The sequence below is a fragment of the Actinomyces mediterranea genome, assembly GCF_900155595.1.
GTDB lineage: Bacteria > Actinomycetota > Actinomycetes > Actinomycetales > Actinomycetaceae > Pauljensenia > Pauljensenia mediterranea.
This window is the reverse complement of record NZ_FTPB01000004.1, coordinates 576654-591545: the sequence shown is the minus strand read 5'-3', so window position 1 is coordinate 591545 and position 14892 is coordinate 576654. Positions and strand designations below refer to the sequence as shown.

Annotated in this window: 15 protein-coding genes, 1 tRNA gene and 1 riboswitch; of the genes, 12 read left to right on the top strand and 4 right to left on the bottom strand. The window is 64.0% G+C overall.

Annotation, left to right across the window (positions count from 1 at the left end; all coding sequences use genetic code 11):
- Positions 1-71: 71 nt before the first annotated feature.
- Complete coding sequence (locus BQ7471_RS06715) at positions 72-809, top strand: TetR/AcrR family transcriptional regulator C-terminal domain-containing protein (RefSeq protein WP_076465121.1); 738 nt, start codon at positions 72-74, stop codon at positions 807-809.
- Here BQ7471_RS06715 and BQ7471_RS06710 read toward each other — a convergent pair.
- Both BQ7471_RS06710 and BQ7471_RS06705 read right to left on the bottom strand, forming a co-directional pair.
- Positions 760-1332: an amino-acid N-acetyltransferase gene (locus BQ7471_RS06710; protein ID WP_083663292.1), complete on the bottom strand. Its 573-nt coding sequence runs from the start codon at positions 1330-1332 to the stop codon at positions 760-762. The two genes, BQ7471_RS06715 and BQ7471_RS06710, sit on opposite strands and share 50 nt — an antisense overlap.
- Positions 1329-2273, bottom strand: a complete 945-nt coding sequence (locus BQ7471_RS06705) for a sugar-binding transcriptional regulator (RefSeq protein ID WP_076466228.1) — start codon at positions 2271-2273, stop codon at positions 1329-1331. The genes BQ7471_RS06710 and BQ7471_RS06705 overlap by 4 nt, the downstream gene beginning before the upstream one ends.
- Before the next feature lie 445 nt (positions 2274-2718).
- Between BQ7471_RS06705 and BQ7471_RS06700 the strand changes: the two genes are divergently transcribed.
- The 3 genes from BQ7471_RS06700 to BQ7471_RS06690 all read left to right on the top strand — a co-directional run bounded on the left by BQ7471_RS06700 (position 2719) and on the right by BQ7471_RS06690 (position 5808).
- Entirely contained in the window at positions 2719-3501 is a 783-nt protein-coding gene (locus BQ7471_RS06700) for an MIP/aquaporin family protein (RefSeq protein WP_076465119.1), read from the top strand.
- A gap of 108 nt (positions 3502-3609) precedes the next feature.
- Positions 3610-5136: a glycerol kinase GlpK gene (glpK, locus tag BQ7471_RS06695; RefSeq protein WP_076465117.1), complete on the top strand. Its 1527-nt coding sequence runs from the start codon at positions 3610-3612 to the stop codon at positions 5134-5136.
- Between the two features lie 96 nt (positions 5137-5232).
- Complete coding sequence (locus tag BQ7471_RS06690; RefSeq protein ID WP_076465116.1) at positions 5233-5808, top strand: NYN domain-containing protein; 576 nt, start codon at positions 5233-5235, stop codon at positions 5806-5808.
- 88 nt (positions 5809-5896) lie between these two features.
- Here the strand turns inward: BQ7471_RS06690 and BQ7471_RS06685 are convergent, their stop codons facing one another.
- On the bottom strand, positions 5897-6163 hold the full coding sequence (locus BQ7471_RS06685; RefSeq protein ID WP_129583370.1) for a hypothetical protein: 267 nt from the start codon (positions 6161-6163) through the stop codon (positions 5897-5899).
- 98 nt (positions 6164-6261) lie between these two features.
- Between BQ7471_RS06685 and BQ7471_RS06680 the strand changes: the two genes are divergently transcribed.
- The 4 genes from BQ7471_RS06680 (at position 6262) to BQ7471_RS06665 (ending at position 10498) form a co-directional block, all read left to right on the top strand.
- Positions 6262-6639 carry a cold-shock protein gene (locus BQ7471_RS06680; RefSeq protein WP_076465113.1) on the top strand — a complete coding sequence of 126 codons (378 nt, stop codon included), beginning with the start codon at positions 6262-6264 and terminating at the stop codon, positions 6637-6639.
- Positions 6632-7408 carry a DUF3027 domain-containing protein gene (locus BQ7471_RS06675; protein WP_076465111.1) on the top strand — a complete coding sequence of 259 codons (777 nt, stop codon included), beginning with the start codon at positions 6632-6634 and terminating at the stop codon, positions 7406-7408. Before BQ7471_RS06680 ends, BQ7471_RS06675 begins: the two co-directional genes overlap by 8 nt.
- A 131-nt stretch (positions 7409-7539) precedes the next feature.
- The gene (locus tag BQ7471_RS06670) at positions 7540-8985 is read left to right on the top strand and encodes an NCS2 family permease (protein WP_076466227.1); all 1446 of its coding nucleotides are present in this window, start codon (positions 7540-7542) and stop codon (positions 8983-8985) included.
- Positions 8986-9124: 139 nt separating this feature from the next.
- Entirely contained in the window at positions 9125-10498 is a 1374-nt protein-coding gene (locus tag BQ7471_RS06665) for an MFS transporter (RefSeq protein ID WP_083663291.1), read from the top strand.
- 7 nt (positions 10499-10505) lie between these two features.
- Here the strand turns inward: BQ7471_RS06665 and serC are convergent, their stop codons facing one another.
- On the bottom strand, positions 10506-11639 hold the full coding sequence (gene serC, locus BQ7471_RS06660; protein ID WP_076466225.1) for a phosphoserine transaminase: 1134 nt from the start codon (positions 11637-11639) through the stop codon (positions 10506-10508).
- 191 nt (positions 11640-11830) lie between these two features.
- Between serC and BQ7471_RS06655 the strand changes: the two genes are divergently transcribed.
- From BQ7471_RS06655 to BQ7471_RS06640, 4 genes are all read left to right on the top strand, one after another.
- Entirely contained in the window at positions 11831-12508 is a 678-nt protein-coding gene (locus BQ7471_RS06655) for a metal-dependent transcriptional regulator (RefSeq protein WP_076465110.1), read from the top strand.
- 133 nt (positions 12509-12641) lie between these two features.
- Positions 12642-12785, top strand: a riboswitch (cyclic di-AMP (ydaO/yuaA leader).
- A 6-nt stretch (positions 12786-12791) separates the two neighbouring features.
- Entirely contained in the window at positions 12792-13535 is a 744-nt protein-coding gene (locus tag BQ7471_RS06650) for a C40 family peptidase (RefSeq protein WP_235821253.1), read from the top strand.
- Positions 13536-13716: 181 nt separating this feature from the next.
- The gene (locus BQ7471_RS06645; protein WP_076465107.1) at positions 13717-14649 is read left to right on the top strand and encodes a universal stress protein; all 933 of its coding nucleotides are present in this window, start codon (positions 13717-13719) and stop codon (positions 14647-14649) included.
- Between the two features lie 133 nt (positions 14650-14782).
- Positions 14783-14855, top strand: a tRNA-Arg gene (locus tag BQ7471_RS06640).
- Positions 14856-14892: the final 37 nt, after the last annotated feature.

Here is a 14892-nt window from a genome sequence, read left to right as displayed (position 1 = left end):
AGGATCCTCTGATTTTCAGGATCAGGAGAAAAATGACTAGTGTGGGCGGGCAGGAGAGGAGAGGGGATTCGATGACTTTGCCCGCTGACAATGAAGCCACTCGGGCGGCTTCGACACATCGGTTGAAGGGGCGCCCCGCGCGCATCGACCGGAAGAAAATCGTTGACGCCTCCCGGCATATTCCTGCGGAACGACTCACCATGCAGGCGGTCGCAGAAGTCCTCAGTGTCGACCCGACAGCGCTCAACTACCACGTCGGCGGCAGGGACGGATTCATGCGCCTCATCGCCGAGGACCGTGCGCGCGCCGCCGTTGACGACTTCGAACTGCCCGACCCCTCCACCCCCTGGCAGGAGACTCTCGTCGTCTTCGCTCACGCCATGAGGCGTGCGGTGACATCGATCGGCCCCCTCTCCCACTACATCGAGTCGATCCCATCGCTTACCGCCCACTTCCTTAGCCCCGTCGAGCACGTCCTCCGGGTGCTCGTCGATGCCGGGTTCGACATTGAGACCGCGGTGCGCTCCATCGCCCTCGTCTCGCACGTCGCCGCGCTCAATGGCAGACTCGACGCGAAGAGGAAAGACCGGCGCAACGGGGTGCTGGCATCTCACACGGAGGAGAGGATACGCTTCTTCGAGTCCGATGAGGCCCATTCGCTGCCGCTGCTGCGCGAGGTTGTCCTCGGCGACCACCCCGACCTCGTGCCCGACCGCGCCGGAGGCACCGAGGAGCAATTCGATTTCGACCTCGATGTCCTCATCGCGGGGATGGAACGCCTCCTGGAGGGCGGCGTGCGGGCGGACTAGTCCCTCCGGGGCGCATAGGCTCAAGATCGCGCATCATGCGCGTATTGCCCAGGGTGTTCGGCTTGTACGAGGCGAGGTCGAGGAACTCTTTGACGCCGTCATCATGGCTTCGGATCATCTCCAGGAAGACGTCCTCGCCGACGGGCGTCCCCTCGATCTCGTAGAAGCCGTGGCGCGCGAAGAAGTCGACCTCGAAGGTGAGGCAGAAGACCCTTGTGAGGCCGAGGATTGTTGCGCGATCGACGAGGCCGCGCAGCAGCAGCGCGCCGACCCCGCAATGGAGGTACTCGGGTGAAACGGCGAGGGTCCGGATCTCTGCGATGTCGTCCCACATGACGTGGAGGGCGCCGCAACCGATGATCTGCAAGGACTCGTCATCGATTGCGACCATGAACTCCTGGATGTCCTCGAAGTAGTCGATGAGTTCTTTGATCACGAGGATGCGCCGCATCGTGTAGGGGCGAACGAGTTCGGCGATGGCGCGCACGTCCATCGGGCGCGCGTTGCGGATGTGGAAGGTCATCGCTGGCGGATCCTCGCCTGGGAGGCGCGGGTGCGCACCAGGTCGAGCAACTCGCGGGCGGCGCCGTCATCGAGGACGAGGTCCGTGACGACGCGGGCGCGCAGTGCGCCGAGCAGGGGAAGCGCTTTCGAGGCTCCCGCGACCACGCACAGGCGGCGGGGGATCGAGCGCAGGGTCTCAGGAGAGGGGCCCGAGGCGCGGGCGTTGAGCTCCATATCGGTGGATCCGTCCTCGCGGATGAGGACGGTGCACACATCGCCGACGACGCCGTCGCGCTGGGCTGCGGCGATCTCCTCGGAGTCGAGGAATCCTCCTGAGTACACGTGGGAGGGCAGGCGGGCAGAAAGCGAACCGACGCCGAAGAGTGCGATATCGCAGTTGTCGATGGTCTTGAGGACGGTGCGAACAGAGCGTTCGCGCCACAGGGCGTCCTTGGTTTCGGCGTAGTCGAAGAATGTGGGGACGGGGAAGTGGACCATGCGCCCGCCGATCGCACGGGCGGCGCGCGAAATGATCGCATCCGCATAGGGCATGCCCGACTCGGTGGCAGTGGCTGCGCCATTGAGTTGGACGATTGTGGACCCGGGGAAGGAGACGCGGGGCATGCACCGGGTGATCTCCGATGTCGTATTGCCCCAGGCGATGCCGAGCGTAACGCCGGGTTTGAGCATATCGATGAGCCGTTCGGCGGCGACGAGGGCGACGTTGTGGAGGCGGTTGACTTCGGTGTGAACGTCGTGAACGGGGACGACGGAGGTCTGTACGCCGAAGATCTCTGAGATCTGACCGGCGAGGGTTCCCTTGAGTCCAGGGGCGGCACTCACCGAGATGCGGACGAGCCCCGTTTCGCGCGCGTAGGACAGGAGTCGGGAGACGGAGGAGCGCGATACGCCGAGATGTCGGGCGATGGTTTCCATCGTCTGGCCCTGCAGGTAATACATCGATGCGGCTTCATGAGCCTGTTCGTCACGAATCGTCACAATCTCTAGTGTGCCATGCACAGGCGTTCACTTGTGTGACAGTGAGGAAGCCGTGGAGACGGAGGGAGTGAAAGTGCAGGTGAATAAGGGTAATTGAGTAAGCATATGACCGGTGCCACAGATCCTGCGTGCACGAACGTTCAAGTGTTCCGGGTCGATGTGCAAGTGCTGGCATACTGAATGACGTCCAGTCAGGGATCGATTCGTCGTACACGGCGGAGGACTCTCGCATCGGCATAGAACCCAGATGAACGGTTCATCGGGTGTTATAACAGATCAAAGATTGTTTGGTGCGATAGAGTCGTCTCGTTCTGCACGGCGGGGTTCGCTCTGACTGCGGAACACCACATGGTGGGAAACCATCGAAGATTTGGCGCAACGAAGCGCTGGAGAAAGATAGGGAAAAATGCTCGCAACTCTTCTTCCCATGGCACCGCATGAATTGACCGCCGGTCACTTGTTCATGTCGGAATTCCTTGGCACAACAGTCCTCTTGCTGCTGGGCGGCGGCGTCGTCGCGACGAACCTCCTGCCTAAGTCCAAGGGCAAGGGAGGCGGCTGGCTTATGATCAACTGGGGGTGGGGTCTCGCAGTCCTCGCAGGCGTCTACGTTGCCTACGACACCGGCGGCCACCTCAACCCCGCTGTCACCATCGCCAAGGTTGTCGGCCACATGTTCGACTCTGCAGTCGAGCTCGCACCCGGTGTAGCCGTCACCGCAGCGAATGTCTGCATTTACATCGTCGCTCAATTCCTCGGCGCATTCCTCGGCGCCGTCCTGTGCTGGCTGACCTTTAAGAAGCACTTCGACGAGGACTGCGATCCGGCCCTCAAGCTCGGCGTCTTCTCCACGGGTCCGGAAATCCGCTCCTACGGATGGAACACCCTCACTGAGGCCATCGGCACTGCCGTCCTCATCCTGTGGGTCTACGTATCGGGCTACACCGAGACCGCAGTCGGCCCGCTCGGCGTTGCTCTCATCATCGTCGTCATCGGTAATTCGCTCGGTGGCCCGACCGGATACGCCATCAACCCGGCCCGTGACTTCGGTCCGCGTGTCGCCCACGCGATCCTGCCGATCAAAGGCAAGGGCGGCTCTGACTGGGCCTACTCGTGGGTCCCGATCGTCGGCCCGATCCTCGGCGCCATCGCAGCGACCGTGATCGTCTTCGTCAGCGGACTCGCCTGATAGTCAATACCCGATTGAGGCATGTGGGGTCCCGGGCGGACTCGCCCGGGACCCCACGTTGCCTAGAACCACAAAGAAGTGAGAACAGACAGAAGGGAACTGAAACATATGTCTCAAGAGAAGTTCGTACTGGCAATCGACCAGGGCACGACCTCCAGCCGCGCGATCATCTTCAACCACTCCGGTGAGATCGTGGCCGTCGGCCAGAAGGAATTCACCCAGATCTTCCCGAATCCGGGTTGGGTCGAGCACGACCCGATTGAAATCTGGGAATCCGTCCGCTCCGTCGTTGCCTCCGCCCTCCAGAAGGCCGAGATCAACGCCACGCAGCTCGCCGCCGTCGGCATCACCAACCAGCGCGAGACGACGATCGTCTGGGATAAGAACACGGGCGAACCCGTGTATAACGCCCTCGTCTGGCAGGATGTCCGCACCGGCGACATCGCCCGCGAGATCGCTTCCGGCGACCCGCTCGGAACCGAACGCTACCGTCAGATCACCGGCGAAAACATCTCGACCTACCCCTCGGCTACCAAAGTCAAATGGATACTCGACAATGTCGAGGGCGCCCGTGAGCGCGCAGAGGCGGGCGACCTCCTCTTCGGCACTCCGGACACCTGGGTCCTGTGGAACCTCACCGGAGGCATTAACGGCGGTGTCCACGCGACCGACGTGACCAACGCCTCCCGCACGCTCCTCATGGACGTTCGCGAGCTCAAATGGCGCGACGACATCTGCGCGGACTTCGGCATTCCGATGTCGATGCTCCCGGAGATCAAGTCCTCCTCCACCGTCTACGGCGTGGGGCGCCCGAACGGCCTCCTCGCAGGTGTGCCGATCTCCGGCATCCTCGGCGACCAGCAGGCCGCGACCTTCGGCCAGGCCTGCTTCGAGCCCGGCATGGCGAAGAACACCTACGGCACCGGTTGCTTCACCCTCATGAACACTGGCACCGAGCCCGTCTTCTCCAAGAACGGCCTGCTCACCACGGTCCTCTACCAGCTCGGCGATGACGCTCCGGTTTACGCCCTCGAGGGTTCCGTGGCAGTGGCCGGCTCGCTGGTCCAGTGGCTGCGCGACAACCTCGGCATGATCGTCAAGTCCTCGGACATCGGCGCCCTCGCCGAGACCGTCGAGGACAATGGCGGCGTCTACTTCGTTCCCGCCTTCTCCGGCCTCTTCGCGCCCTACTGGCGCGACGACGCCCGCGGCGCGATCGTCGGCCTGACGCGCTACGTCACTAAGGCCCATATCGCTCGCGCGGTCGAGGAGTCGACGGCCTTCCAGTCCGCCGAACTCATCGAGGCGATGAACGCCGACGCCGGCGTCCCGCTCAAGGAACTCAAGGTTGACGGCGGTATGACGCACGACGAACTGCTCATGCAGTTCCAGGCCGACATCTCCAGCTGTGACGTGGTCCGCCCCGTCGTCGCCGAGACGACCGCGCTCGGCGTCGCTTACGCCGCCGGCATCGCCGTCGGCTTCTGGAACGGCACCGACGATGTCATCGCCAACTGGCAGGAGGGCAAGCGCTGGACGCCGTCGATGGACAAGGCCGAGCGCGACCGCACCTACCGGTTGTGGAAGAAGGCAGTGACCCGCACCTTCGACTGGGTCGACGAGGACGTCAAGTGATGCCTGCCCACCACATGTGAGCCAGGCGAGTGCCTCCTCGGAAACTATTCCGAGGAGGCACTCCCCATTTGCCCCACTGCGCCGTACAGTGGACGCATGAGCAACTATTCCTCTAATGAAAAAACCTATGTGATCATCGACGGCGAGAATATCGATGCGACCCTCGGCCTGTCAGTCCTGGATCGGCGCCCCAACCCGGAGGAGCGCCCCCGCTGGGACAGGGTCCTCGAAGGAGCGGAGAAACTGTGGGGGCCTCCTGCCAAGGGGCTTTTCTTCCTCAACGGCTCCTCGGGCGTCCTGCCGATGGGCTTCGTCCAAGCGCTCACCGCGATGAACTACTCGGTGATCCCGCTGTCGGGCCCCGAAGACGTCAAGGTCGTCGATGTCGGCCTGCAACGGACCATGGACGCGATCGCTGAACTCGACTCCGGTGCGGTCATCCTCGCCAGCCACGACGCGGACTTCGCCCCGCATATCGAGCGTCTCCTCGACATGGGTCGACGCGTCGCGATCATGTGCTTCAAGGAGTTCCTCGCCTCGGCGCTGCACGATCTTGAGGACAAGGGTCTTGAGATCGTAGACCTCGAATACGACGTCCACGCCTTCCAGGTGACCCTGCCGCGCCTGCGCATCATCGACGTTGACGACTTCAACCCCTTCGACTTCCTCTGAGCACTCCCCCGGCCCGCGAAAGCCGATATCAACGCCCTCATCAATCAGGCGGAAGACCGCAGAGAATGCGTGACCAGTTCATCCGCGACTACACGAACTCCATCGTCGATGCCGAGAACGCCGTTGCCCAGACAAGTGGGACGGCCTTGCCGAGGTCTCTCTCGGTCAGCAGATCTCCTACGAGGACGAGTTGAAGGCGGCCGAGCCGATCATCGTCTCTCAGGTCGAGGTAGGATTCCAGGCCCTCAAGAATAAGAACTGACGAGGCCCGAGCCCGGATGCCCCCGGGGTCGTAGGAGCGCGCTCCTACGACCCCGTCCTCGTTGGCCCACGACTCTGACCTGCACAGACGCACTGTGGGCGGCATGCTCGGGCGCGGACAAGTAGACTGGTGGCAGTTCATGACGCAATCGGCCAGAGCGGCCGTGGTTCTCAACGAGAAGGGAGAAGGCTGTGCCCACTGGCAAGGTGAAGTTCTTCGACGCCGACAAAGGCTTCGGATTCATCGGCGGTGATGACGGAGTCGAGGTGTTCCTGCACGCCTCCGCGCTTCCCGAGGACGCTCCGGCTCCCCGGCCGGGGACCCGCGTCGAATACGGTGTAGCCGACGGGCGAAAGGGCCCACAGGCCCTGTCTGTTCGTATCCTCCCAAAGCTTCAGTCGGTCGCCCATGGTCGCAGGCGCAAGCCCGAGACGATGATCCCCGTGGTCGAGGATCTCATCAAGTTGCTCGACGCCTCATCCGTGTCGCTGCGCCGCGGGAAGTACCCCGACAGTTCGGCTAAAATCGCGAAGGTCCTGCGCGCTGTTGCTGAGGATTTCGATGCCTGAGAAGTCTGCGCGCACCCGCACCCCCAAACCCGACGCCCTCCTCGAGTCCGCCCTCGATATTGCGCGCGACAGTGCTGAAGCGGTCGCGTACCCGCGCGACGTGGGCGAACACCTCGGATTCGTCATGGATTCCGAACGCCTGGGCACCCATTTCTTCGCCGTCGTCGACCCCGGCTACGTTGGATGGGCATGGGCGGTCACCGTCGTCCGGGTCCCGCGCTCCAAGCGCGCCACTGTCTGCGAGGTTGACATGGTGCCCCGCGAGGGCGCCCTCTTGGCCCCCGAATGGATCCCCTGGGAGGATCGACTGCGCCCCGGCGACCTCAGCCGCGACGACGCCCTTCCGTATCGCGCGGACGACTCCCGCCTCGAAGAGGCGATCCACGATGTCAGCGATGAACTCGACCTGCCCGAAGTCCGCGAGGTGGGGCTGGGCCGGAAAAGAGTCCTCTCGCAGGAGGGACGACAAGCCGCTATGACCCGCTGGTACAAGTCGGACCAGGGGCCCGCCCGGGGACGCCCCCCGCGCAATAGCTGCTCGACCTGCGGCTTCCTCATCAAGATGCCCGGGTCCATGCGCACGATGTTCGGCGTGTGCGCGAATGAGTGGGCCCCGGATGACGGTCGTGTCGTCAGCCTCGACCATACCTGCGGTGCCCACTCGGAGTCGGATACTCCCAAGAATGGGACGGCCTGGCCGGTACGCCCCTCGAAGGTCAACGACGCCGCCCTTGATTCGGAGCCGATGCCCGCCTCTACTGCGGATTGACGCCGACTCGCCCCGCCGGGGAAGTGCGCTGATGATCGCCGTGTGCTCAATGAACACCCGGGGCGCGAAACGAACGTGGCCGTGATCACCCGGTTTGCGCGCGCGTGCCGCTTTTCGGCACGATTAACCCCGTGAGCACTCAAAATATGACCGCCTCATCCCAATCTGCGGTCGCACAGTCCATTGACAAGTACTTCAAGATCTCTGAACGCGGATCATCCATCGGCCAGGAGCTTCGTGGCGGCCTTGTCACATTCTTCGCCATGGCGTACATCCTCGTCGTCAACCCCGCCATCCTCGGGAATGCTCTTCCCGAGGATGGTTCCATTACCGTCCAGGGGATCGCTGCGGGCACCGCCCTCGTCGCGGGCATCATGACGATCCTCATGGGTGTCGTCGCGAACTTCCCGCTCGCCCTCGCCGCGGGCCTCGGCCTCAACGCAATCGTCGCCTTCACCATGGTGATCGGCATGGGCCTGAGCTACCAGGAGGCAATGGGCCTCGTCGCATGGGAGGGCATCCTCATCACCCTCCTCGTCCTCACAGGCTTCCGCGAAGCGGTGTTCCGCGCCGTCCCGCAGCAACTCAAGACTGCGATCACCGTCGGCCTCGGCCTGTTCATCGCACTCATCGGCCTCGTCGACGCGGGCATCATCCGCGCCGGTGCGACCGTCGTCCAACTCGGCATCTCCGGCTCGTTGCAGGGGTGGCCGGCGCTCGTGTTCTTCATCGGCCTGTTCCTCACCATCATCTTGTACATCCACAAGGTCAAGGGCGCGATCCTCATCTCGATCCTCACCTCGACCGTCGTCGCCGTCATCATTCAGGCGGTGACCAAGCTCGGCATGAGGTCTGAAGACAACCCCACCGGTTGGGGCCAGTCGGTCCCCGAATTGACCTCCTCCCCGGTGGCACTGCCGACCTTCGACACCCTCGGCAAGGTCGACTTCTTCGGAGCCTTCGGCAAGGTCGGCGTCATCGCCGTCATCTTGCTGATCTTCTCCCTCATGCTCGCCGACTTCTTCGATACGATGGGCACTATGGTCGCCGTCGGCGCCGAGGGCAACCTCCTCGATGAGAATGGCAACCCGGAGAAGTCCCGCCAGATCCTCCTCATCGACTCCCTCGCGGCGGCTGCGGGCGGTGTCGGCGGAGTCTCCTCCAACACCTCCTACATCGAATCCGCTGCCGGTGTCGGCGAGGGCGCCCGCACCGGTCTCGCCTCCGTGGTCACCGGCATCGCCTTCCTCCTGTCGACCTTCCTGTCGCCCCTCGTCCAGCTGGTTCCGACCGAGGCGGCCTCCACCGCTCTCGTGTTCGTCGGGTTCCTCATGATGACGCAGGTCGCTGACGTTGACTGGAAGTCCGCCGATATCGCGATCCCCGCGTTCATGACGATCGCCTTCATGCCCTTCGGCTACTCCGTGTCCGTCGGTATTGGCGTCGGCTTCATCACCTTCGTGATCATTCAGATCGCCAAAGGCAAGGCCGCGAAGATCCATCCGCTCATGTGGCTATCATCGACCCTCTTCGTCATCTACTTCCTGCTCGGACCGATCCAGGCGATGCTCGCCTGATCCCTGAGAATCGGAAACGAATAGGACGCCCCGCGGCAGTGATGCCGCGGGGCGTCGCGTATCCTCGAAGCAACGGCACTCGTCGCTGCCGGACATGACGCCACCCGCACACCACCCCGTCAAGAGGAGGCGCACCCCCGTGTCGCGCACCTTCCATTCCCTGCACTACCCGAACTTCCGCCTGTGGTTCTTCGGATCCATGGTCGCCTCAATCGGCGTCTGGATGCAGCGAGTCGCCCAGGACTGGCTGGTCCTCACCGTCCTGAGCGCGAATTCAGGAACCCAGGTCGGCATCGTCACCGCGCTGCAGTTCCTTCCAATCCTCCTGCTGTCCCCGTGGGCGGGCCTACTCGCCGACCGCCTCAACAGGCGCCGCCTCCTTCAAGCGACGCAGGCGACGAATGCCCTGCTCGGACTCCTCCTCGGCGTCCTCATCCTTACAGGAATCGCATCGCTGTGGCAGGTCTATGTCCTCGCCCTCGTCGGCGGCGTCGCCTCCGCGATCGATTCTCCCGCTCGGCAGGCCTTCGTCTCCGAATTGGTGCCCGCTCATTCCCTGTCCAATGCCGTCGCCCTCAATTCCACCGCCTTCAACACTGCGCGCCTCATCGGCCCTGCGGTGTCGGGCCTACTCATCGAGGCCGTCGGCATCGGCTGGGTCTTCGTCATCAACACGGTACTGTTCCTCGCGCCCGTGACGGCCCTGGCCCTTATGCGCACGGCGGACCTCATCGAGCGCCGCGTCGTCAAACGCTCTCCCGGGCAGATCCGCGAGGGCATCTCCTATGTGAAGTCGCGTCCCGATATCGTCCTCGTCTTGTGCATCGTCGCGGTCGTCTCCGCGCTCGGCATGAACTTCCAACTCACGAGCGCCCTCATGGCGACCGAGGTGTACGGCAAGGCCGCGGGGCAGTACGGCATCCTCGCCTCCTTCATGGCGATCGGCTCCCTTGCCGGATCGTTGATGGCTGCGCGCAGGAGGGTCCCGCGACTGCGGTACATCGTCGTCGGAGCCGCGTCCTACGGCGCCCTCGAGATTCTCCTCGGACTGTCCCCGACCTATGCCGCCTTCGCCGCACTGTCCATCCCGACGGGTTACGCGATGCTCACCATGGTGACGGCCGCGAATGCGGCGATTCAGATCACGACTCACGAGACGATGCGCGGCCGCGTCATGGCGCTCTATTCGATGATCTTCATGGGGGCGACCCCCATCGGCTCGCCCTTTATCGGCTGGGTGGGCGAGACCCTTGGCGCCCGCTGGTCGATCCTCGTCGGCGGCGGAGCATCACTGGCCATCGCCGTCATCTGCGGCGCCTGGGCGATGAGCCACTGGGATATCCGGGTGCGCCTGCATACATCGGCGCATCTCATCAATGTCGAGGGTCCGGTCGAGCGGGCGAGCGCCCTCGAACATCCCGACGAGGACGAGGTCCGAGCGGAGGACGAGAATGTCCAATCCGAAGAGGTAAGCGGCCAACCAAGCGAGAAGAATACTCCGCCCGACGACTGAGGCGGGCTCAAAGGCTGTGCTCAAGCACCCAATCGATGCAGGAGAGCAGTGCCTCCACATCCTCGGTCGGCGTCGATGGCCAGGTCGCAATGCGCAACTGATTCGCCCCCACGCCCCGATAAGCGTCGATATCGACGATCCCCTGGGAGCGGAGGCGTGAGGACAGGGCGGCCGTGTCCACCGCGTCGTCGAACTCGATGGTCGCAACGACGGGGGAGCGCACCTCGGGATCACAGACGAAGGGGCGGGCGATGGACGAGGCCTCTGCCCAGTCGTAGATCAGCGACGATGCGGCCCGGGAACGCGCCTCCATCGCCTCCAATCCGCCCTCGCCCCTCATCCACGACACCTGTTGCTCGAGCATGATGAGCGTCGCAATCGCAGGAGTGTTGAGGGTCTGGTCCTTGACGGAGTTCGAGATCGCGACCGACAGATCGAGGAAGGTCGGCATCCAGCGGTCTGGAGCGCCGTGGAGCTCGCGCGCGCGGTCGATCGCTGCAGGGGAGAGGAACGCGACCCATAGTCCGCCGTCGGAGGCGAAGGCCTTCTGAGGGGAGAAATAGTAGGCGTCGGTCGCGGTGACGTCGACTCCGACGGCTCCGGCGATCGAGGTCGCATCGACGAGGGTCAGCGCCTCATCGTCGCCGAGGCGCCTGACGGGGGAGAGCACCCCCGTTGAAGTCTCATGGTGGGGGTGGGCGAAGACATCGGGTGCGGCACCGGACTCGTCGGCCTCCGTTCCCGTCAGCGTCGCGAGCCGCCCCCAAGGGGCCGTGGTGCGCAGCGCAGCGTCGAGGTGGGGGGCCTTATCAACCTCGGCGGCGAACTTCTCGCCGAATGCGCCGAAGGTCGCGAATGCGGCGCGCCTGCGGATGAGAGAAGCTGCGGCGACGTCCCAGAACGCCGTGGCGCCGCCATTGCCGAGGACGACTTCATAGTCGTCGGGCAGGGCGAAGAGTTCGCGCAGCCCTGATCGAAACGACGCGACGATCCTCTTGACAGGCTCCTTGCGGTGAGAGGTCCCCATGAGAAGCGGAGCTGATAGGGCGTCGATCTGCGCAGTGCGGATGCGCGACGGGCCTGAGCCGAATCGCCCGTCAGCGGGGAGAATCTCGGCGGGCAGCGGCGGGATAGTGTCCATGCCCATAACCTAATCCCTTCACGCACATGACCCCGGTCAATTCCATGACGCGAGTGATTCCAATTACCCCGGGTCGGCGGGGCGTCGGGGTCTCATTTCAGGCACGATACCGCCAGTAAGCATCGCACCAGGGGTGAAAGTCCTATTCTGATCGCACACAGTGCGCCACCGCAGGAGGAGGAGATGCTTCTATGAGCGACCTCATCGACACCACCGAGATGTACCTCAAGACCATCTTCGAAATGGAAGAGGATGGAGTGACCCCCTTGCGTGCGCGAATCGTCGAGCGCCTCGACCATTCCGGCCCTACGGTGTCCCAGACTGTCGCGCGAATGGAGCGCGATGGACTCCTCCACGTCCTCGGGGATCGTCGACTCGAACTGACCGAATTGGGGCGCCGACACGCGCTCGCGGTGGTGCGCAAGCACCGGCTCGCCGAGCGGCTCCTCATCGATGTCATCGGCCTCGAGTGGGAGGCTGCGCACGAGGAGGCGTGCCGGTGGGAGCACGTGATGTCGCAGAAGGTAGAGGAAAGGCTGGTCGCCCTACTCAACGAGCCGATGACTGATCCTTATGGTAATGCGATCCCCGGCGCCGGGGAGGCAAGCCGGGGCGAGTCTGTGGAACTCGCGGTGCGCTCGCGCGAGGGGGAGGTCCTCACCCTCGTCCGCATCGGAGAACCGATCCAGGCACAATCCGACCTCATCGCCGCATTCGATGACGCGGCTCTTCGCCCGGGGTCGACCCTCATCGTCCACGCTGCGGGCGACTACGTGCGGGTGAGCGCATGCGATGACGCGGGCGCTGTGACGGCGGAGTTCCAGATTCCGCTGTCGATGACGCCCCACCTATTCGTGGAGAATGTCTAGCGTTCGGTGACTTCGGTGAACGGATGCTGTGATCTGTCGCAACTTCGTTACCTTCGCGTGACATTTGGGTCGACTCCGTTCTAAAGTAGGTCCCGGCTGAAGAAGCCGACCGTCCTTCATCAACCGAGTTCGGGCCGTGGAGGAGCCGGAAACATAGGCCCGAATCGGGGGAACCACATACGACCCTTGCGGGTCTTGGGGTGAAGCTCGGGGAACCGAGCCGGGCTCTCCTGCCCGAATCCGACAGCTGACCTCGAAGGTTCAATTAGGAGAAAATTCGAACGTGACTACTGCCAAGCCCGCGCCACGACATCGCATGGTCCGTCGCCCCATGGCTCCGATCACCGATCTGGCCGACACAATCACTTCCATCAGCCCGGTTCGCCCGGCTGCAATCGCCTCGGTGACGGGTCTGGCCCTCACTGCAGTCGTCGGCGGCGCCGCACAGGCGGCCCCCGCATCCGGCGCTCAGAGCGGTGAGACCATCGCCCCTCCGACCACCGCCACCGCAGACGACAAGGTGACGACCGTCGTCGTCGCAGACATCGCATGGACCGCCGATGAGGTCACCGCCTCCGCCGAGGCCCCCGCGCCCGCCGCCGAGGAAGTCGTTGAGCCCACACCCGTTGCCGCCAATCGTTCCGAGGCCCGCGGCGAGATCTCCGGCGCGAGTGCGAGCCAGATCGCCGCCTACAACGCCTCCGGCGGCTCCATCGCATCGGCTGCTCTTTCGCTCACCGGCATCCCCTATGTCTACGGCGGCTCCTCTTTCGCCGGAGCCGACTGCTCCGGCCTCGTGATGCTCGCCTACCAGGCTGCGGGCATTAGCCTGCCGCACTCCTCCTCGGCGCAGGCAGCAGGTGGCACGATCGTGTCGGCCGCTGAGGCCCAGCCCGGTGACATCGTCGCCTATCCCGGCCACGTCGCCGTCTATATCGGCAATGGACAAATGGTTGAGGCCACTGTTCCCGGTGAGCTCTCACGAATCTCGTCCGTGCGTTCCGGCGGATACTTCGTCCGCTACTGATCACATTCGGATCTGATCGGCCGGTTGCACCCTCGGGTTCGACCGGCCCTTCTGTTTATCGGCGCATTCTTGGCACTTGTGGACCGCATGCGCGAACTTGTCCTTCTCTGATCGTTTCTACTCCCCGAAAGTGTCGCGGATGAGGCACAATATACGTGACACACATCACGAGGAGGACACCATGGGTTCCACCGAAGTCATCTTGGTTGGCGTAGACGGCTCAACGGAGAGCCTCGCCGCCGTCAAATGGGCAGCAGGCCGTACGGCGCGAACAGGCGGGCGACTGCACGTTTTGTGCACCTACGCACTCGCATCCTATTCAGCTGCTGCCCTCGACGGCGGATACGCTGTCCTCGATGACGAAGCGCTCAAGAGGGGCGCACAGCAGGTCGTCAATGAAGCGGCCGAAGTCGCGAAGAAGAGGGGCGCGAAGAACGTCTCCTCATCCATTGAACCAGGCGACCCTGCCGGAGTGCTCGTCGAGATGTCCCGCGAAGTCGACATGATTGTCGTCGGCTCCAGAGGCGGGGGCACTTTCGCCGACCGGCTCCTGGGGACCGTCTCCTCCGCACTGCCCGCACATGCGAAGTGTCCCGTTGTCGTCGTCCCGCGCCACACATCCGGTAAGAAATTCATGCCGATCGAACGCATCGTTGTCGGTGTCGACGGCTCCGACATCCCCTCCTCCGCGCTGCGCCGCTCAGTCGACGAGGCCCTATTGTGGGGCGCCCGCCTCACAGCGGTCTCCGCCGTTCCGATCGCGACGGGGACCTCGATGATGACCTGGGCGCCGACGGGTGTCGATCATTCGACGCTGTTGCGCGACGTGCGCAAGGGCATCGGGATCGCCATTGATAAGGCACTCGAAGGGCGTGAACTCGATGTTGCACGTCACGCCCTCGACGGTTCCCCGGCGTCGTTGCTCATCGAGTTCTCCACCGCCGTCGACCTCGTTGTTGTGGGCACGAGGGCACGCGGAGGCCTCGCCGGAGTCCTGCTGGGATCGACCTCGCAGACCGTTCTCGCCCACTCGACCTGCCCGGTCATGATCGTGCCCTCCGACCACCTCGGAAAGGCTGAATCCGCGAAGGCCCCCGACTGGGAGCGCCGCTGACGCCCAGGGGCTCTTCAGCGCTGACAGCCATGCGGGTTTGCCGCGCACTAGTGTGCGGCAAACCCGCATGGCTCATTGGGGCGTTGGCCTGGTACAGTGGTGGCCGCGAACGGCTCGACAACGGGCCGCGCACGCCCTCGTAGCTCAGGGGATAGAGCACCGCTCTCCTAAAGCGGGTGTCGGACGTTCGAATCGTCTCGGGGGCACTGATATGGTGGGCCGTGCTCGAAAGCTAAAAGATGC

What these genes read in the sequence shown, in the direction of transcription:
- serC (WP_076466225.1), bottom strand. Translation starts at nt 11,639, where the DNA reads ATGGACACTATCCCGCCGCTGCCCGCCGAGATTCTCCCCGCTGACGGG.
- BQ7471_RS06700 (WP_076465119.1), top strand. Translation starts at nt 2,719, where the DNA reads ATGCTCGCAACTCTTCTTCCCATGGCACCGCATGAATTGACCGCCGGT.
- BQ7471_RS06710 (WP_083663292.1), bottom strand. Translation starts at nt 1,332, where the DNA reads ATGACCTTCCACATCCGCAACGCGCGCCCGATGGACGTGCGCGCCATC.
- BQ7471_RS06705 (WP_076466228.1), bottom strand. Translation starts at nt 2,273, where the DNA reads ATGTATTACCTGCAGGGCCAGACGATGGAAACCATCGCCCGACATCTC.
- BQ7471_RS06715 (WP_076465121.1), top strand. Translation starts at nt 72, where the DNA reads ATGACTTTGCCCGCTGACAATGAAGCCACTCGGGCGGCTTCGACACAT.
- BQ7471_RS06690 (WP_076465116.1), top strand. Translation starts at nt 5,233, where the DNA reads ATGAGCAACTATTCCTCTAATGAAAAAACCTATGTGATCATCGACGGC.
- BQ7471_RS06675 (WP_076465111.1), top strand. Translation starts at nt 6,632, where the DNA reads ATGCCTGAGAAGTCTGCGCGCACCCGCACCCCCAAACCCGACGCCCTC.
- BQ7471_RS06645 (WP_076465107.1), top strand. Translation starts at nt 13,717, where the DNA reads ATGGGTTCCACCGAAGTCATCTTGGTTGGCGTAGACGGCTCAACGGAG.
- glpK (WP_076465117.1), top strand. Translation starts at nt 3,610, where the DNA reads ATGTCTCAAGAGAAGTTCGTACTGGCAATCGACCAGGGCACGACCTCC.
- BQ7471_RS06655 (WP_076465110.1), top strand. Translation starts at nt 11,831, where the DNA reads ATGAGCGACCTCATCGACACCACCGAGATGTACCTCAAGACCATCTTC.